Annotated in this window: 16 protein-coding genes; all 16 read right to left on the reverse strand. The window is 48.0% G+C overall.

Going from position 1 to position 18414, the window contains the following annotated elements; translation table 11 throughout:
* Positions 1-14 precede the first annotated feature (14 nt).
* A complete protein-coding gene (locus tag ZMTM_RS09460; protein ID WP_221765672.1) occupies positions 15-1217 on the reverse strand; it encodes a PQQ-dependent sugar dehydrogenase in 1203 nt (400 codons plus the stop codon).
* A 29-nt stretch (positions 1218-1246) separates the two neighbouring features.
* Entirely contained in the window at positions 1247-2530 is a 1284-nt protein-coding gene (locus ZMTM_RS09465; RefSeq protein ID WP_221763641.1) for an NAD(P)/FAD-dependent oxidoreductase, read from the reverse strand.
* Positions 2520-3134 carry a c-type cytochrome gene (locus tag ZMTM_RS09470; protein ID WP_225907004.1) on the reverse strand — a complete coding sequence of 205 codons (615 nt, stop codon included), beginning with the start codon at positions 3132-3134 and terminating at the stop codon, positions 2520-2522. The genes ZMTM_RS09465 and ZMTM_RS09470 overlap by 11 nt, the downstream gene beginning before the upstream one ends.
* Positions 3106-3624, reverse strand: a complete 519-nt coding sequence (locus ZMTM_RS09475) for an ankyrin repeat domain-containing protein (RefSeq protein ID WP_221763642.1) — start codon at positions 3622-3624, stop codon at positions 3106-3108. The genes ZMTM_RS09470 and ZMTM_RS09475 overlap by 29 nt, the downstream gene beginning before the upstream one ends.
* Positions 3625-3722: 98 nt before the next feature.
* Positions 3723-7679: a phosphoribosylformylglycinamidine synthase gene (gene purL / locus ZMTM_RS09480; RefSeq protein WP_221763643.1), complete on the reverse strand. Its 3957-nt coding sequence runs from the start codon at positions 7677-7679 to the stop codon at positions 3723-3725.
* A 107-nt stretch (positions 7680-7786) separates the two neighbouring features.
* Positions 7787-8467 carry a DUF4197 domain-containing protein gene (locus tag ZMTM_RS09485; protein WP_221763644.1) on the reverse strand — a complete coding sequence of 227 codons (681 nt, stop codon included), beginning with the start codon at positions 8465-8467 and terminating at the stop codon, positions 7787-7789.
* Between the two features lie 160 nt (positions 8468-8627).
* Entirely contained in the window at positions 8628-11114 is a 2487-nt protein-coding gene (locus ZMTM_RS09490) for a glycogen/starch/alpha-glucan phosphorylase (protein ID WP_221763645.1), read from the reverse strand.
* Positions 11115-11375: 261 nt separating this feature from the next.
* Positions 11376-11813: an ExbD/TolR family protein gene (locus tag ZMTM_RS09495; RefSeq protein WP_221763646.1), complete on the reverse strand. Its 438-nt coding sequence runs from the start codon at positions 11811-11813 to the stop codon at positions 11376-11378.
* On the reverse strand, positions 11810-12562 hold the full coding sequence (locus tag ZMTM_RS09500) for a MotA/TolQ/ExbB proton channel family protein (protein ID WP_221763647.1): 753 nt from the start codon (positions 12560-12562) through the stop codon (positions 11810-11812). Before ZMTM_RS09500 ends, ZMTM_RS09495 begins: the two co-directional genes overlap by 4 nt.
* A gap of 49 nt (positions 12563-12611) precedes the next feature.
* Positions 12612-13370 carry an energy transducer TonB gene (locus ZMTM_RS09505; RefSeq protein WP_225907005.1) on the reverse strand — a complete coding sequence of 253 codons (759 nt, stop codon included), beginning with the start codon at positions 13368-13370 and terminating at the stop codon, positions 12612-12614.
* Between the two features lie 38 nt (positions 13371-13408).
* Entirely contained in the window at positions 13409-13687 is a 279-nt protein-coding gene (gene hemP, locus ZMTM_RS09510) for a hemin uptake protein HemP (RefSeq protein WP_225907006.1), read from the reverse strand.
* Positions 13688-13743: 56 nt separating this feature from the next.
* A complete protein-coding gene (locus ZMTM_RS09515) occupies positions 13744-15267 on the reverse strand; it encodes a sulfite reductase subunit alpha (RefSeq protein WP_221763649.1) in 1524 nt (507 codons plus the stop codon).
* A complete protein-coding gene (locus tag ZMTM_RS09520; RefSeq protein WP_221763650.1) occupies positions 15264-16280 on the reverse strand; it encodes an FAD:protein FMN transferase in 1017 nt (338 codons plus the stop codon). The genes ZMTM_RS09515 and ZMTM_RS09520 overlap by 4 nt, the downstream gene beginning before the upstream one ends.
* 5 nt (positions 16281-16285) lie before the next feature.
* Positions 16286-17098 (reverse strand): DUF4198 domain-containing protein, encoded by an 813-nt coding sequence (locus ZMTM_RS09525; protein ID WP_225907007.1) that lies wholly within the window; start codon positions 17096-17098, stop codon positions 16286-16288.
* Positions 17099-17126: 28 nt separating this feature from the next.
* Entirely contained in the window at positions 17127-17651 is a 525-nt protein-coding gene (locus ZMTM_RS09530) for a DUF2271 domain-containing protein (RefSeq protein ID WP_221763651.1), read from the reverse strand.
* 46 nt (positions 17652-17697) lie between these two features.
* Positions 17698-18324 (reverse strand): PepSY-associated TM helix domain-containing protein, encoded by a 627-nt coding sequence (locus tag ZMTM_RS09535; RefSeq protein WP_221763652.1) that lies wholly within the window; start codon positions 18322-18324, stop codon positions 17698-17700.
* Between the last annotated feature and the right edge of the window lie 90 nt (positions 18325-18414).

Raw genomic sequence — 18414 nt, forward strand, 5'->3', positions numbered from 1 at the left:
TCTAGTCCTCTTTTTTACTTAATATTCTTCTGCACTTGATCTGCAGTATAGGTAATACGATAAATCAGTCCAGCGCGGTCATCCGACACATAGAATGCGCCATCTGGCCCAACAATCACATCCACTGGGCGCCCCCAGGCACTATTGTTGTTGAGCCAACCTGTTGCGAAATCGACAACTTCTGTTGGTTTATCTGGGTTTGAAGCATCATCAAATTTAACACGTACCAACTTATAGCCAGATAAAGCTTTACGATTCCATGAGCCATGCAAAGCCACTATCGCATCATTTTTATATTCCGTGGGGAATTTGGCCTGATCCAGAAACGTAATACCAATCGGTGTGGAATGTGCTGCAAACGTAATATCTGGCGCTTGGGTAGTCGCACAATAGCCCTCATCAGAAATAAAATTGGGATCTGGCACATGATTGCCCCAACAATACGGCCAACTGTAATTTTTGCCAGGCTCAATGCGGTTAAGGTGCTCAGGCGGGACTTCATCATTGGCCGCCCCACCTTTGCTATCGGAACGGTTATCAGCGCCATTGTTCGTGGCAAACATCGCCCCAGTTTTATGATGCCATGCAAACCCCTGCGAATTGCGTAATCCACTTGCCCACACAGCAGTCGGCGCGTGCCAGCCTAAGGTGGTCAATGCGCCAGCAGGTTTGCCATCTAGCGTATAACGTAAAATCGTGGCGCGTTGCGGATCAGTCTCCGCACAAACGTTACAGCTTGAGCCTATATTGATATACAGATAGCCATCGGGCCCAATTTTAATAGTTTTAAGCGTGTGTCCGCCTGTCGCCAGGCCGCTGATAATTGGCGTAACTTTACCAGCTGGCCATTGCCCATTTTGCTTTTGTAGCCTGACAACTCCATCTTGATTCGCCACTAACAAGTTGCCATTGCTAAAAGCCAAGCCATTGGGTGAGTTCAGATTATCCGCAACTATAGCAATTCCATCAGCTAAGCCATCGTGGTTCGCGTCTGACAACATGATGACTTTGTTATCACGCCCAAGCGACACGTAAAGATTGCCTTCATTATCAAAAGCCATCATGCGCGGACCACGGAAATAATCCGTGCTCCCTGAATCAAGTTTGGCAAATACCTGGGCTTTGAATCCAGTTGGTAGTTTTATCAAGCTAGCAGGATCACCTTCTGCATTGACTGGGCTTGTGACTAAAAACATCAGCAAGAAAACCCCGCGCATGGCAATCAATATCCTTGATAGAGCGCTACTCACGTCAGCACATCTGCCCAGATATTTTCAGCCCAATATTCAGCGTAGTGCCCTTCAAGTTCTGAAGGCGCATCCGAAACCCCACCACCATCGGCTGGCAACATGACTTTTTTGACAGGGTCATAACGATAGACATTTGCCACATGCATCGCCAACTTATCACTCACATAGCTGTAGCAAGTGTTGGCAAACACAGGCGCTGCATCTGGCGCTTGGTCACTAAGCAAAGCAACGATTGCACTAGCGCATACTCTTGCCTGCGAAGTCGCCATATGCGCTGATTTGGGTAAGGCCGCAGAAACTGAATCACCAATGACATATATATTAGGCACAACTTTTGACTCATAGCTAAGAAAATCTACTTCGCACCAGCGTTTATCGATGTTATTCAAGCTGGCCATTTGGGCTGGTTTGCCCGCACGTTGTGGCGGAATGATATTGAGCACATCTGCTTGTACGGTTTCAAATTCGGTTTTGACTGTGCGCTGTTTAACATCAACATCCACCACACTGCTATTGGGTCGATAGTCGATCATTCCCGCATATAGATCTGCCCACGCTTTGGTGAATAGGCCTTTCTTGGAGACTATATCGGGGTTAGCATCCAACACAATAATCTTAGCCGACGGCTTGCGATTCTTTAAATAAAACGCCACCTGGCTTACCCGCTCATAAGGGCCTGGCGGGCATCTGTATGGCGCTTTAGGGATGCTGATGACAAACACGCCATCGCTGCGCATAGATTCAAGCTGTTTACGCAAGTTGACTGTTTGCCAACCTGCTTTCCAGGCATGCGGGATTTGTGTTTGCGCGTCTTTGCTTTGCAGCATGGGTAACTGGTCGTAATTAAAATCTACGCCCGGCGCCACAATCAATTTATCGTAGTGGAGTTCACCACGTGCCATGTTGATTTTGTTATTGGCGACATCAATATCCAGCACTTCATCTTGCACCCACTGTATGCCGTGGTGTGCTCTCAGGGCATCGTAGCCAAAGGTCAGTTGATTGATGTTTCGGCTACCACCGAGCACCAGATTGCTCAGCGGACATGAAACAAACTGGCTACTGCGCTCAATGACAATGACTTCAATACCGCCTTGGCTTAGCATACGCAAGTATTTGGCCGCAGTGGCGCCAGCATACCCAGCCCCAATAATCACTACCCGACCTCTGGCGTTTGAATTCGGCAAAATCACGCCTGTATCGGCCATTGAGATACCAGCGGGTATTGTTGCCGCCATAGCTGCCGCAAGCTTGATGAAATGACGACGATCAATCGTCATGGCGAGTATCCAGTTTCTGGTTTGCAGGTGCAGCAACCTGCACGCGTTTTTGCGCAGCGAAATATCTTGAAAGCTGCTCGATTTCTTCGGGCGTGAGGCCCTTGGCGTGATGATGCATCACTGAAGATGCACGCTCACCAGACCGAAAAGCCTGAATTTGCACGACAAATCGCGTTGGGTCTAGCCCGGCTAATACGGGCATACCGCCAACGCTATTGCCATTAGTGCCATGACAAGCAGCACAAGAGGCCGCAAGTGTTCTGATATGGGATGAAAAAACGGGAGAATTTTCAGCAATGTTCACTGTATTCGGAATTATCGAAATCTCATTATCGGCGCTTGCCAACTTGATTTCAGCAGCTGTTGCAGGTGAACCCGAAAACAAAAAGCCAACAACACTCGCTGATACAAGCAGTGTTGTTGGCTTTAATAACAAAAGATAATGCTTGAAAGGCTGACAGAAGAGCGCAACTATCTCAAGCATCATCACACGTCCTGAATCACATACCCATTTAACAAAACCTGGTTTAACAAAGTCAGACCTGGTTGATAATTCATCAGACGCACTTAGCAGATTAGAGGCAATCTTCCTGACAGCCATCATCTTTGGCGCCTGCTGCTTCTAGCAATTCAACCATTTTCGGGTCACCTTGATCACGAACTGCGCGCACGATAGAAACACCGCCACGCATTTTAATATTAACGTCAGCGCCACGAGAAATCAGGTATTTCACTAACGCGGTATCGTGGTTCAACGCAGCTAACTGTAGCGCAGTCATTTTGGTCGCTGGGTGTTGATAGTTGATATCAGCACCTTTATCCAGCAATAGCTTGGCGATTGCCAGATGTGGCTTCTCAGGCACTGGGGCATCTTTTTGTGCATTCGCACAGATTTGCAATGCAGACCAGGCAAAAAACTTCTCGTTAACATCCAAGCCTTTATCGAGATATTTCTTCACTACTTTTACTTTGCCGCTTTGCAAGGCTTCGCTGTATTCAACCTGCGAATCACCATCTAGCGCGTATGCGTGTAATGAGAGCCCCATCCATAAACCCAATGTTGCTGTCATTAAAAGTACCTTAATTGCTTTCATGCTTATCTCCCCGCCAAATGGCGATTAATTACTTTTTTCTAGTTAAATAAATATTAGTTAAAACAAATTTCAATCAATAAAATTAATACACTTTAAAACTAGCCAACAAACTTTCTTGCATTACGGAACATACGTATCCACGGTGAATCTTCACCCCAACCTTCAGGGTGCCAAGAGTGCTGCACTGTCCTGAAAACACGCTCAGGATGCGGCATCATAATGCTAAAACGCCCATCAGCAGTGGTTAATCCAGTAATCCCTTGTGGCGAACCGTTCGGGTTAAAAGGATAAGACTCTGTTGGCTCACCTCGGTTATCTACAAAACGCACACTCACGAGTTTCGCTGACAGCGCTTCTGTGACAGCCGATTGTGAAGAAAATTCCGCAAAACCTTCACCATGCGCAACGGCAATAGGCATGCGGCTCCCAGCCATATGGCTAAAAAAGAGGGATGGTGACTCCATGACTTCAACCATGGCAAAACGCGCTTCAAACTGTTCAGATTTATTACGGATAAAGTGTGGCCAGTATTCCGCACCTGGAATAATGCTGCGCAAGTTGCTCATCATCTGGCAACCATTACACACGCCTAATGCAAATGAATCCTGACGCTCAAAGAATGCTGAGAACTCTTCCCGAGCACGTGAATTGAACAGGATTGATTTTGCCCAGCCTTCGCCAGCACCAAGCACATCACCGTATGAGAACCCCCCGCAGGCTACCAGCCCTGCAAAGTCGGTCAGCTTGGTACGGCCACTGATGATGTCACTCATATGTACGTCATGCGATTGAAAACCAGCGCGGTCAAATGCTGCCGCCATTTCAACCTGGCCATTCACGCCCTGCTCACGCAAAATCGCCATTTTTGGACGAGCGCCAGTAGCGACATAAGGCGCTTCAATATGATTAGCCAAATCGAAAGTCAGATATTGATGCAAGCCTGGGTCATTCACATCCAAGATGCGGTCGTATTCTTGCTGAGCACACTCAGGGTTGTCGCGCAACTTTTGCATCTGGTAAGTCGTTTCAGACCATAAGCGGTGTAGATCGCTACGCAGCTCTGCATAAGCAATATCGCCAAATCTGCGCACGATGAAACCATGGTTGTTCGCCACCGGCATGCCGATAAGATGCACACAGCCTTGCAGCGTGAGATTAAGTTGCTCAATAATTTCATCGGCCTCTGAGGCAAGTACCTGTATGACAGCACCCAACTCTTCGTTAAATAATATGCTGGCAATATCACCCGTGAGATTAGTGATATCTATATCCAGGCCACAATGGCCTGCAAACCCCATTTCAGCCAGCGTGACGAACAAACCACCGTCAGAACGATCATGGTAAGCAAGCAACTTATCTTCAGAATTCAGCGTTTGAATCGCCTCGAAGAACGCTTTCAGGCGGCTGGCATCTTCAATATCTGGCGCAGTGTCATCGGTAGCACCATACACCTGAGCCAGTGCAGATGCGCCCATGCGGTTTTTGCCTGCGCCTAGATCCAGTAGAATCAGTACAGTATCGCCCAATTCTTCACGCATCTGTATTTGTGGCGTGAGGGTTTTTCGGGCATCCCAGGTTGGCGCAAAAGCCGTCACGACCAAGGAGATTGGCGCGGTAACAGCTTTTTTCTCGCCCTTTTCTTCCCAGACCGTTTTCATGCTCATCGAGTCTTTGCCAACGGGGATGCTGATGCCTAGTTGCGGGCAGAACTCCATGCCAACGGCCGCTACAGTATCAAACAATGCTGCATCTTCGCCCGCATGGCCTGCAGGTGCCATCCAGTTGGCGGACAGCTTGAGGTCACTTAATCTTTCAATAGAACTGGCTGCGATATTGGTAATGGCCTCGCCTATCGCCATGCGGCCAGAAGCTGGGCCATCAATCAGCGCGATGGGCGCTCTTTCGCCAATGGCAAAGGCTTCACCGCGATAGGTTTCATAGCCAGCCAGCGTCACTGCGACGTCTGCCACGGGGATTTGCCAAGGACCCACCATCTGGTCACGCGCTACCAGGCCCGTCACCGTACGGTCGCCAATCGTGATGAGGAAAGTTTTATCAGCCACGCCTGGCAAGCGCAATACGCGCTCGGCAGCTTCTTTCAGGTTAATCTTGTTGGTATCAAACGCCTTGAGCTCGCGATAAACGTGCGTCACATCGCGCGTCATTTTTGGCGGCTTGCCTAACAACACCGACAAATCCATATCCACTGGTTTGTTATGGAAATGGCTATCTTCAACTGTGAGATGGCGTTCTTCGGTGGCTTCACCGACCACTGCAAACGGGCAGCGCTCACGCTCGCAAATCGCAGCAAATCGGGCTAGGTCTTTTCTGGCAATTGCCATTACATAACGCTCTTGCGCTTCATTGCTCCAAAGCTCGCGTGGCGACATGCCCGGCTCTTCGTTATGTACGGAACGCAGGCTGAATAGAGCACCTACGCCAGCATCGTTCACCAGTTCAGGAAAAGCATTAGAGATACCGCCAGCGCCTACGTCATGAATACTCAAGATAGGATTCTGGTCACCCAATTGCCAGCAACGATCGATCACTTCCTGCGCACGGCGTTCCAACTCTGGGTTACCACGCTGTACGGAATCAAAATCAAGGTTCTCGGTGTTGGTGCCTGTATCCATACTGGATGCTGCACCTCCGCCCAAACCAATCAGCATGGCTGATCCACCAAGTTGAATCAGGTAAGCACCAGGCGGAATCGGGTTCTTTTTTGAATGTTGTGCGGAAATATTACCGACACCACCCGCCAGCATGATTGGCTTATGGTAGCCGCGCATCTCACCCGCAGCTTCGATTTCCAGCGTACGGAAATAACCCGCGATATTCGGGCGACCAAACTCATTGTTATATGCTGCGCCACCTAATGGGCCATCAACCATGATCTGCAAGGCAGACGCGATACGTGATGGCTTGCCGTAAGAAAGCTCCATGGTAGACGGATTAGGTGTATAGAACTCCCACGGTTGCTTGAAGCCTGGAATATTCAGATTGGATACTGAAAACCCTGTCAAACCTGCTTTTGGTTTAGACCCTGAACCAGTTGCACCTTCGTCGCGAATCTCGCCGCCAGCACCAGTAGCCGCACCTGCAAAAGGTGAGATGGCGGTTGGATGGTTATGCGTTTCGACTTTCATCAGAAAATGCATCTCTTCTTCCACAAAGCCATAGCTGCCATCAGCTTGCGGATAAAAACGTCTGGTAGTTTCGCCCGCCACAATCGAGGCATTGTCTGAATAAGCCACTACCGTATTGCCCGGATTCAACTTGTGCGTGTTGCGGATCATACCGAACAGTGAATGTGCCTGTGGCACGCCATCGACTACCCAGTCTGCATTGAATATCTTGTGGCGACAGTGTTCAGAGTTCGCCTGTGCAAACATCATTAACTCAACATCGGTCGGGTTGCGACCTATGCGTACAAAATTCTCTACCAAATAATCTACTTCGTCTGGTGATAGCGCCAAACCCATATCTGAATTGGCCTGATTAAGTGCCGCTTTGCCCCCAGCCAGCACATCAACACTAGCCATGGGCGCAGGGTCTGCATGGTGATAAAGTTTTGCGGCATCGCCCAGCGTATTGAATACCATCTCGGTCATACGATCATGGATCAACGCCTTGAGCGCGAGCTTTTCAGCATCGGTCAGCGGCATGCCATCTTTGGTCTCCGCATAATAGGCAATGCCGCGCTCAACGCGCTGTACAGATTGCAAACCACAGTGTTTCACGATATCGGTAGCACGCGATGCCCAGGGAGAAATCGTCCCTATACGCGGAATAACGAGAAACAGCTCGCCTTGTGCCACATTTATCAACTGTGCGGATTTCGAGCCGTAAGTCAAAATCTGCTTCAAGGTATCTTGCTGCCAAGGGCCTAACTCACCATCAGTCCAAACAAAATGCCAGAACTCAGCTGTGAGCTTGTTCACATTTGGCGCTGTGCCCTTTAACGAATACAGTATTTTTTCAATGCGAAACGCTGAAAGCGCGGCACTACCACGCAAACTCAACAGGACTGGGAGGGATGTTTGTTGACTAGACATGAATGGATTCAGGCTGCAAGCAATGGGTGAGCCTGAATTTTACCAGAAAGTTGGGGTATTACCTTGTGTCGATAATCCCCAAATAGATTGGGTATGCTATGCAGCCCTTACTTAACAGCACCAAATACTTTTTTTAGTAAACCACTGGCCTGCCCCATTGGGTCTTGGCGTATGGCTTTTTCTTCTTCTGCCATCATCAGGTATACGCCATCCAGAGTTTTCTGCGTGACGTATTGCTCAAGGTTGGTCTGGTCTTTTTTCACTAAACCATACTGGCTGCCCATCTCGGCAAATTTATTGTATTGCTGGGCAAGTGCTACGTTTTCCGTAGCCTTTTTCACAATCGGCAAGAACTTCTCGGCCATGGGGCCTGATGTGGTTTTCTTGAAATATTGCGTAGCGGCATCGTCACCACCAGTGAGGATATCTTTGGCATCTTGTACGCTCATTTTTTTCACAGAATTGACTAGCAAAGTCTTGGCCTCTGGCACTGCAGCTTCAGCAGCGCGATTCATTTTAAGTACCAGCTCATCAGCCTGCTTGCCCATGCCAAACATGCGCATGGCTTTTTCTGCTTTTTTCATGGAGTCAGGTAAAGGAATTTTTACTTGGGGATTGTTGAAGAAACCATCCACAGCCCCAAGTTGACCTACGGCCTTGCCCGCGCTTTGGATCAAGGCAGCTTTTAGCCCACTACTTGCATCTGCATTACTTAAGTCGTTGATATCGAGTGCATTGGCCTGAATTGAAAAGCTGATTAGTGCGAGAGTCGTAAGAAGGCGGCGCATATTAAATCTCCAGTTAGATAAGCATGGCTAAAACTTCAGGCCACAATAACGAAAATCATACCCCGAGATAGTTGAAAGTAGCACAGTCATTAGAAATTAATTGGGCGCTAATACAATCGCGTATTAGCGCCCAATTTTGGTTTACATGAACAGCTAGGATTTACTCTTTGGTCGATTTCACTTTCCAGATGTTTTTTGCATACTCGCCAATGGTACGGTCGCTGGAGAATTTACCCACGCGTGCCACGTTCAAGATAGCGCGGCGAGACCACTCTTCTTGATCTTGATACAGTTTGGATACGGCGTCTTGCGCCGCGATATAGCTCGCATAATCAGCCAGCAGCAGATAATGATCACCCTTGTGTAACAGCGTATCAAAGATGGCCTGGTAACGACCTGGCTCATCTACTGAGAAATATCCGCCTGCGATCATATCCAGCACCTGGCGCAACTCTGGGTTGCCAAAGTAATAATCCCAAGGGTTATAGCCAGCTGCTTTTTTCTGCGCGACTTCGGGGGTAGTGAGGCCGAAAATAAAGATATTTTCATCGCCTACTTCTTCCTTGATCTCCACATTGGCACCGTCCAATGTACCGATGGTGAGCGCGCCGTTGAGCGCCATCTTCATATTGCCCGTGCCAGATGCCTCAGTACCTGCAGTCGAAATCTGCTCAGATAAATCACTGCCGGGGAATAGTAATTCAGCGGCTGAAACTTCATAATTTGGGTAGAACACCACTTTAAGTCTATCGCCTACAGCAGGGTCTTCATTGACAATGACTGCCACATCATTGATCAGGCGAATAATCTGCTTGGCCATCCAGTAACCAGGAGCAGCCTTACCACCAAAAATGACGGTGCGGGGGGCAGCATCATTAGCTTGACCTGACCGAATACGGTTATACAGCGTGATGACATGCAACAGGTTTAGTAACTGGCGTTTGTATTCGTGAATGCGCTTGATTTGCACATCAAACAGGCTATCTGGGTTCAACCTGACACTCGTGAGCTTTTCGATACGCTCGGCCAAACGGACTTTATTGGCGTGCTTGATGTCCCTGAATGCTTTACGGAACACGGCATTTTCTGCCAACGGAGTCAGGGCGCTAAGTTTGGACAAATCACTGTGGAAATCACTGCCTATCTTGCTAGTCATCAATTTAACCAGGCCAGGATTACATTGGTTCAGCCAGCGGCGAGGCGTAATGCCATTAGTAATGTTGATGAACTTGCCTGGATAAATTCGGTTGAAGTCATCAAACAATATGGTTTTCAGTAACTCACTGTGCAACGCTGCAACGCCGTTCACGGTATGACTACCAACAATCGCCAGATGTGCCATGCGCACGCGGCGGCCATGGGTTTCATCAATAATGGAAACGCGTGTGAGTAAATCAGTATCGCCAGGGAATTTATGGTTCACCATCTGCAAGAACTCATAATTGATCTTGTAGATAATATCCAGATGGCGTGGCAATAAACTACCAAACAGCTCTACAGACCAGGTTTCAAGAGCTTCTGGCATCAAGGTATGGTTGGTATATCCAAATATCTTGACGCCCAACTTCCATGCATAATCCCACTCTAGATGGTGAATATCTACCAATTGGTGCATCAGCTCAGCGACCGCGATGGCTGGGTGTGTATCGTTCAGTTGAATCGCGACTTTGTCAGGTAATTTATCCCAGTCGCTATTTTTCAGCAGGAATAAATGAATAATGTCTTGAATGGCCGCAGACACAAAGAAATACTGCTGCTTGAGTCTTAACTCACGGCCTGAGGCTGAAGTATCGTTAGGGTAAAGTACCTTGGAGATGCTTTCCGTATCATTACGCCCTTCAACCGCTTTTTCATAATTGCCATCATTAAACTGGCGCAGATCGAATTCTTTGGTTGCCTTTGCTGACCACAGGCGCAAATTGTTCACGGTTTGCGTGTTATAGCCGGGAATTGGTACATCGTAGGCCATCGCCACCACAGACTCATAATCTACCCAGTGGTACTTAGTTGCACCCTGCTTGTCGTGCACCTCAACCACTTTGCCGAAGAACTTGATGGTATGGGTATGCTCAGGGCGCTGGAACTCCCATATATTGCCGTAGCGCAGCCAGTTATCTGGGTTCTCAACCTGCTGGCCTTTTTCAATTGACTGCCGAAACATGCCGTACTCATAGCGAATGCCATGACCAGTACCTGGGATATTCATTGTCGCCATTGAATCCAGGAAACAGGCGGCCAAACGGCCTAAACCACCGTTACCAAGCGCAGCATCGGTTTCCATTTCAACAACGTTTTCAAGGTTATGCCCAAGGTCGGTCAAACCCTCGCTAACTTTGCCATCAATGCCCAAATTCAGTGCGGCATTTGAGAGCATGCGCCCGATTAAGAACTCCAGTGAGAGATAAAACACACGTTTAGGGTCACGCGCGCGATTCTCGTCACGGGTTTTTACCCAGCGCTCCATCACGTGATCACGCACTGTATGTGCTGCTGCAGAGTACCAGTCACGCCGCGTAGCATTGTCACTGGTTTTACCAGATGAAAATACCAAGTGATTCTGCAAGGCCTGCACAATAGGCGTTTGCTCTGATGTAATTACGGTATTGGCTGATTTTTTGGAAGTAGCTTTTGCTTTTGGAGTGGTCATAAGCCGATTCTTTCGATATCAATTCACAGAACGAAAATGACACCAGACCCGTCATGGCCAGCGCTGTATGGCAGGCTAGGACAAGTTTGTGATCACGCAGAAAATCACTGAAACAGATGCTTTGAATAAAGATAGCTTATTCAGCAGTCGTTGTCAGCTAATCTAGCAAAAAGCAGGCCGTAGAATGGAGAAGTATTGGGGATGTACTGAGTTAAGAACTGAAAGTTAGGCCAGCCAGTAAATCTAGCCTGACCTAACTTGTTATTGCGAATTGCCTGATGCGTTAGGCTGGCTAACAAACCCTAGTTTTTTAATGCCTGCATTTTGTGCATCTGCCATGATTTCGGCCAGCGCCTGATAACGCGTGTCTTTATCTGCACGGATATGCAGCTCTGGTTGAGGCTCTTGCTTAGCGGCCTGTTTTAAGCGCACTGTTAATTCACCTTGCACCAGCGGCGAATCATTCCAGTAAGTCTTGCCATCTTGATCAATCGAGATTGAAACCACGTCTGGCTTTTCAGGCAAAGGCTGGCTACTTGCCTGTGGCAAATCTATCTTTACCGCATGTGTGAGCAAAGGTGCCGTGATAATAAAAATCACTAAAAGCACCAGCATGACATCGACTAATGGCGTGGTATTGATTTCCGCCATTGGCGCTTGCTGTTTGCCCGCGCTAAAACCATTACCTGACCCTATCATGCATTCACCTCTTTAAGATGTGCAGCGCTTTGCTTGCTTGCTTGATTTCCTGAGCTTGTATTAGGCGCAACAGTAAGTGCAGTGCCCATAATAAGTAAGGTGTGTAAATCATGAGCAAAGCTTTCCAGCTGACCCAGCAGCACGCGATTGCTACGCACTAACGCGTTGTAGGCAAGCACTGCCGGAATAGCAACCGCTAAACCCATTGCAGTCATAATCAATGCTTCACCCACTGGACCAGCGACTTTATCAAGTGTTGCCTGACCGCTCAGACTAATACTGGCAAGTGCATGGTAAATACCCCACACAGTACCAAATAAACCAATAAATGGAGACACACTACCAACAGAAGCCAATACTGTAAGGCCTGATTCAAGCGCTGCACTTTCATCCGCAATATTACGGCGCATGGCACGGGCAACAAACTCATCCTGATTGCAAGCATCGGCCAGCCGTTTTGCAGCATGTTTCTGATGATGCTCTGCGGCCTCAATTGATTGAGTGGCAAGCCTTGATACAGGAGTTGTACCTGCTGTCTGGTTTAAAGCAGATGCCAAAGTAGGTGCATCCCAAAATCTCTTGGTGAACGCGTTAGAGTTGTTGCGTAGTGTCACAGCCTGGTAGCTTTTTACAATAATCAAATACCAGCTTGCCACTGACATCGTCACCAATAGCAATGCAACCATCATTGAAACGGGGCCGCCGTCCGTAATAAATGTCAGTGAGTTAAATTGATAGCCGCTTTCCATGAAATTTCCTTGTATAAATGCTGAATAAATATTGCTTGAATATGGTGAATTACTTATCGATTGAGAATCTGACGGGCACCAGCACATAAGCACTCAAGGCCTGATTGTTCTTTTTTGCTGGCACAAAACGCCATTTTTTTACAGCTGTAATCGCTGCTTGATCCAAGCGTTCATATTGGCTACTTTTTTCAAGTTCAACGCTAGTGGCTTCACCTGTAGCGCTAACCAGAACCCGCAACATCACTTGCCCCTGCTCACTCAGACGATGTGATACTGGTGGATAACTGGGTGCAGGGTTATTTAGATAAGCAACCCCAAATTTAGGGGGCTCTACGACCTCTTCTTTTTGGGGCGATTTTTCCGTAGATTCACTTGATTTACTTTCGGCGACCTGCTGATCTTGCGGGGTGCTTGGCTTACTTTCCGTAACGGGGATTTCTTGCTTGATTGGATTAATGTTCTCTTGAGCTAACGGCACTGAGGAAGGCACATTTGTATGCGGAACAATTACCCTTTTCTCGACCACAGGCTTTTGCTTAACTATCTCCACTTTTGGTGTTTGTGCAGGCTGCTCATTCTGCAGTTGTGGGGCATCAAGCAGGCTTACCATCATGGGCGCTGCCGCAGGCATATCAATCTTATCTTTCTGCTGCGCGTGTATGACAAACATCAATATGCTCACATGCAGAACTGCAACTAACACCAAGCTTGACCATGAAAATTTCTGTGGTTGGCTTTCCGATAGAATTGCACTTGGCTTTAGCGCTTTGATATCGAAAGTAGGTAATTCACTTACCAATTTTGGCATGAGATGTAATTGGGGTTGACCCAGCATAATATTCATCATTATTTGGTTAGTATGAGCTTGCCCTGCTTGGTGATTCTTAATAAATACTCATCCTCGCCATGCACGATGGCGACTTCTTTACTGTCCGCGAATAACAATTGGGTACTGAGTTGGCGCTTTTGATTTAAAACAACCCTCTTGGTTCTGTCTAACTCAGATTGTGCTAGAGACGAGTTGACCAATTCTGTATCTAGCTGTTTTGCATCTAGTTGCTTTACTTGTTGAGTTGAAGTTTTTAATGGATTTATCATCTTAATGAAGATGATAATAATTCTCATTTGTAATGTCAACCAAAAAATATAGTGTATGCATATAGCTATATGCCGTTACTTAGCTAATATATATCCCGTCTATATCTGCCAGTATTAGTTAAGTTTGCTAAAATATGATCCCCAACAATATCCAAAAGCACACGGTGCACTTCAGGCGCCATGCCTTTTGCGCTACCGCAGATAAAGATAGCCGCACCATCATCAAGCCATACTCTTAATTCATCCGCTGCCTGTTGTATTAAATCCTGCACATAGATCGGTATCGCCTGATCACGGGAATAAGCAATATCAAGTCTCGTCAGCACACCCTCTTCTTGCAATGCCTGGAGTTCATCGCTGAAATAGGCATCGTAAGCTGCATTGCGCTCCCCGAAAATCAACCAGTGACGACGCTGACCTGCGGCAATACTGGCTTTTAGATGTGCTCGTAGCCCTGCGATACCCGTGCCGTTGCCAATCAGAATCAGCGGTATCGGCTCGGCAGGCGGATGAAACATCGGGCTTGGTCGCACTCTAAGCGCGATTTTATCGCCTATGCTGGCATATTCAGTTAACCACCCTGAACCGTGTCCAAGTTCACCGTTGGTATTACGTACCTGACGCACAACAAGCTCAAGCCCTTCGGCGGGCAAGGAGGCAATAGAATATTCGCGGTGAGATAATAGCTTCAGGCTCGAGGAGAGTTCAGACGTAGGGAGCTGTTTTAAAGCTTCAATTTCAGCAGCGCTGTGCGGTAGAAAACGTTCAGCCAACCATTCGCCCCAGGGCGTTCCAGACTCATTAGCCGGGGCATCGTGTTTTAGGCCCAGGGCATTCAGCAATGCTGCAACTGATCGCTCAGAATTGCGCGGACCAACTTCAACAATATCTCCCGCTTGCCATCCCTCATGAACTTCCAAAGCTTCAAGCTTGAGATGATAAACAGGCCCTCCCACGCTGCCTGGATTAAGAAGATGACGTTCTATCAAACGCCAGGATTGATAGGCAGGAGCACTCCAATCAGCAGCTTCTATCGTGTCCGCAAGCAGGCTGAGCTGCGATTGCCAGTGACGTAATGCCCCTGCATCGCCATTATCCACTTCCACCATATCGAACAGAGGCAAGGCATGACTTTGCTGTAGCCAATGATCAAGCGTATGCCCAAAGCCGCAAAAATAGGTATAGCGCCGATCGCCTAATGCCAGCAAACCATATTCAAGGGACTGTAGATTGGCGTCCCCAGACATCGTCTTTAACACAAAGTCTGTTGCATTATCAGGCGAGTCACCTTCGCCAGTCGTACTGACAATAAAAAGCGCGCGGCGATAATTAGCTAATTCAGATGAAGATACTTGATCCAGCGCCTTAACCTGTAAGCGTAAACCAGCAGCAGCCAAGATTTCAGCGGTTAGCGATGCCAGTTGCTGTGCATTTCCAGTCTGGCTGGCAAAAGCCACCAGCGTATCCGCTGTTTGCAATGTGGCCGAGTTTTCATTGGTTATCTCAGGTGTGCTAGATGCCAGCGCAAGACGGCGGCGGCGAATAAACCATATCGTCAGCACGAAATAGCTAACAACGATTAACAATGCAAGGAGTTGTCGGTTCAAGCTGCCCCCTCTGCCATTGCTAACAAAGCGGGAGAGGCATATTGCACGGGCTTAGCATCCTCAAGTTGCGTGACCTCAAGTTGAGTGAATAGTACGGCAATGCCACGGCGCGCGGCATAATCAAGCCCTGCACTAACACCCATCACCATGAGCGCTGTCGCTATTGCATCGGCGCGCATACAGGAACTGTGCAACACGGTTACCACGCAAGATGCAAGCACAGGCGAGCCAGTGCGCGGGTCTATGGTATGCGAATAGCGAGTACCTTCGTAATCGAAATATCGACGGTAATCACCAGAGGTCGCTATCGCCAAACCATGAAGTGCGGCAATAGTCTGTACACCATCTAGTGACGACATGGGATTTTCCAGTGCAACCCACCAAGGCTGCCCGTCTGGTTTGATACCAAAACCAGACAATTCACCACCCACCTCTACCAGAAAATTATTTACGCCTGCGTCACGCAAGTCAGCCGCAATCAAATCAACGCTATAGCCTTTGGCTATCCCCGAAAAATCCAGGTAGAAGCCACCAGGCTGCTTGATCTTGTTGTCTTTTAATTCAAGTCGGTGCCAGCCACATAAAGCCTTGGCCGCAAAAATAAGCGCCTGTGGAGGCAAGTTAGCTCTAACTGCGTCAGGCCCAAAACCCCAGAGATTGACCAAGGGACCTATCGTTGGGTCGAATGCGCCATCAGTATCTGAAGCTATTTCAAGTGCGCATTCAAGCACGTGGGAGAAATGGGCTGGCAAGTGATGCGAACTGCCAGCCAATCCGCTATTAAAACGGCTGATGCATGAATCAGCCTGCCAAGTGCTCATTTCAGTGACTACAGCCTCAATCGCATGAGCTACCAATGTAGTCACTTTCTGAGGGTTAACGCTGCCTTCATCAACCCATTTCACCGCCCAACTGGTGCCCATGGCATTGCCTGTCACTTCCAGCAGCTTTCCCACTGGCAGACGCGCAGGTAGCCCCGCCAATTGTGGCGGTATAAGAATACGGCGATCCAAGACTACTACTGCGGCATTACTTCAAGCGTCACGCTGTAAGAAAGGCTGCGTTCCTTGGCTTGCTTGAAGCTCACATTTTTATCCTTGAGCTCGGCATCCAGGTAATACATACCAGGTTGTGACCAATTCACTTTAACCTTACCTTGCTTGTCAGACTTGTAACGTGTTTCACCTAATGCATTACGGTAACGGCTTTGTCCACTGACCACTTCAATATCAACATCAGCCGTTGCCTTACCATCAACCAACACCTGAAACTCTGCTGGCTCGCCCATCACAAGATCATTTGGGTGCGTAATTGGCAGTATTTCAAGACCAATACCGCTAGACTTTACCGCTGTCGGCGCACCCATGGTCACAAACGTCATGACATGCATGATTGATTCACCCACTTGCAAATCATCGGCATTCGCGGGCACTTCACGTGCAAATGCCTCCGCATTACCCATGAAGCGCTTAGGCTGCCCGCCAACCTTCCAGTTAGCACGCAGGCCGCTACGCAAGATATCCAACATATAAGTACCGCTTTGTTCCAATTTCAGGTCAAACGTTGTGCGCAGTTCACCTTTCCCCACATTGGCTGGATCTAGATGGCTGCCGTCAGGCGCGGTAATCACCAAGGTATCGACTGCCAAGGGGCGATGGTTAAAGTAAAAAATATCATTGGAAACAGCAGCGTCAAATGTAATGAATTGCGGTGACGAAAGCACAGTGCTTGAAGGCAGCAACCAGACGCTATGCGCCTGTGCAGGTAATGTAATAAGCATGGCCGAAGCCAAACCTATGGATAACAAAGCATGGTTAATACGTGAAATCATGGAAATTCTCCGTAAGTTAAATGGTGGTTCAAGGCTTGATGTCTAAACTAATGGCGCCGAGTTCCTGCTGACCATCAACTTTTTGTGTATCGGCTTTTGTAGCTGGCCAATTGAAAGGAATGCGCACCAGTTCATGGCCGCCTTTTTCGCGCGCAGCCTCCACCACTAGGCGATACTCTCCCTTAGGCAGCGCAGCAAGCGCTTTGCCATCGTTAAAGCTCAGGCTATATTCGCCAACAGGGCGCGTTGCGCCAGAGATACCATCCAAAGGCAATTGTGCATCTCGACCACCTTTACGCCACCATTGGCGCAAGTCTGCCAGCCACTTGGTGCCAGAGCCTTCAGGCCCAGATTTCTGGCTATACCAGAGCGCCAAATTTTGCGCCACACTCTGATCAACACGCTCAATCCATACCGCCACATAAGGGCGATGATATTCAGATGCATTGATCTGTGGAATATTGACTTTAATATTAAGGTCTGCCGCCATGCCCTGATGGGCAAACAACCCAGCAATCAATGATGGTAGTAATACAGGAACCCAATTACGCATAGATCGACTCCATTAAAAAGTAATAATTAATTGCGAGAATTTTAAGTTAGTGAATAAATAATATGGCCAGCACCAGCGGTATCACTACACCCAATCCAACCAGCGGCCATGTTGAAGGCCTGTTAGCAGAATGCATGTAAAGCAGGCATAAACCCGTAAGACTGAATACCAGTGCGGCTACCGAAAACACATCCAGGAACCAACTCCAGGCAGCGCCTGTATTGCGGCCTTTGTGTAAATCATTCAAATAGGAAATCCATCCCCGTTTAGTCAACTCATAATTCAGCTCGCCACTTTGGGTGTCTATGCTCAGCCAGGCATCACCACCTGGGCGCGGCAATGAAAGGTAAATCTCGTCCGCTGACCATTCGGCGGGTTTGCCAGCAACATACACATTCATTTCAGTGGCTATCCAATCACCAACCGATAGCGGCAATGGTGCTTTATTGTTGCTGGCCTCTACTCGCAAATCCGCTAAAAGAGCAGGCGGTAAAATCACGGTCTGCTTACTGACTATTGGCTTGGCTTCAATATGATCTGCATTATTAAGTGTTAATCCAGTCATCGCGAATAACAGCATTCCAACCAGACACATAGCAGAACTTATCCAATGCCATAAATATAGTTGGCGCAGCCAGAATGCGCGCTTTTGCTGAGTAGAAGGATTTTGCATTTGTAATCAGGGCGCGATAATATCTGGATGTTTATGTGATAATGAGAACCAATCTCATTATAGCAAATAGATTTAATAAGAACCAAGAAT

This window comes from Methyloradius palustris (genome assembly GCF_019703875.1).
GTDB classification, from domain to species: Bacteria; Pseudomonadota; Gammaproteobacteria; order Burkholderiales; family Methylophilaceae; genus Methyloradius; species Methyloradius palustris.

Bases quoted from the DNA above. Each gene is read 5' to 3' on its own strand.
- ZMTM_RS09465 (WP_221763641.1), bottom strand. From the start codon at position 2,530: ATGACGATTGATCGTCGTCATTTCATCAAGCTTGCGGCAGCTATGGCG.
- ZMTM_RS09470 (WP_225907004.1), bottom strand. From the start codon at position 3,134: ATGATGGCTGTCAGGAAGATTGCCTCTAATCTGCTAAGTGCGTCTGAT.
- ZMTM_RS09530 (WP_221763651.1), bottom strand. From the start codon at position 17,651: ATGCGTAATTGGGTTCCTGTATTACTACCATCATTGATTGCTGGGTTG.
- ZMTM_RS09535 (WP_221763652.1), bottom strand. From the start codon at position 18,324: ATGCAAAATCCTTCTACTCAGCAAAAGCGCGCATTCTGGCTGCGCCAA.
- ZMTM_RS09475 (WP_221763642.1), bottom strand. From the start codon at position 3,624: ATGAAAGCAATTAAGGTACTTTTAATGACAGCAACATTGGGTTTATGG.
- hemP (WP_225907006.1), bottom strand. From the start codon at position 13,687: ATGAGAATTATTATCATCTTCATTAAGATGATAAATCCATTAAAAACT.
- ZMTM_RS09485 (WP_221763644.1), bottom strand. From the start codon at position 8,467: ATGCGCCGCCTTCTTACGACTCTCGCACTAATCAGCTTTTCAATTCAG.
- ZMTM_RS09490 (WP_221763645.1), bottom strand. From the start codon at position 11,114: ATGACCACTCCAAAAGCAAAAGCTACTTCCAAAAAATCAGCCAATACC.
- purL (WP_221763643.1), bottom strand. From the start codon at position 7,679: ATGTCTAGTCAACAAACATCCCTCCCAGTCCTGTTGAGTTTGCGTGGT.
- ZMTM_RS09460 (WP_221765672.1), bottom strand. From the start codon at position 1,217: ATGCGCGGGGTTTTCTTGCTGATGTTTTTAGTCACAAGCCCAGTCAAT.
- ZMTM_RS09500 (WP_221763647.1), bottom strand. From the start codon at position 12,562: ATGGAAAGCGGCTATCAATTTAACTCACTGACATTTATTACGGACGGC.
- ZMTM_RS09495 (WP_221763646.1), bottom strand. From the start codon at position 11,813: ATGATAGGGTCAGGTAATGGTTTTAGCGCGGGCAAACAGCAAGCGCCA.
- ZMTM_RS09505 (WP_225907005.1), bottom strand. From the start codon at position 13,370: ATGCCAAAATTGGTAAGTGAATTACCTACTTTCGATATCAAAGCGCTA.
- ZMTM_RS09525 (WP_225907007.1), bottom strand. From the start codon at position 17,098: ATGATTTCACGTATTAACCATGCTTTGTTATCCATAGGTTTGGCTTCG.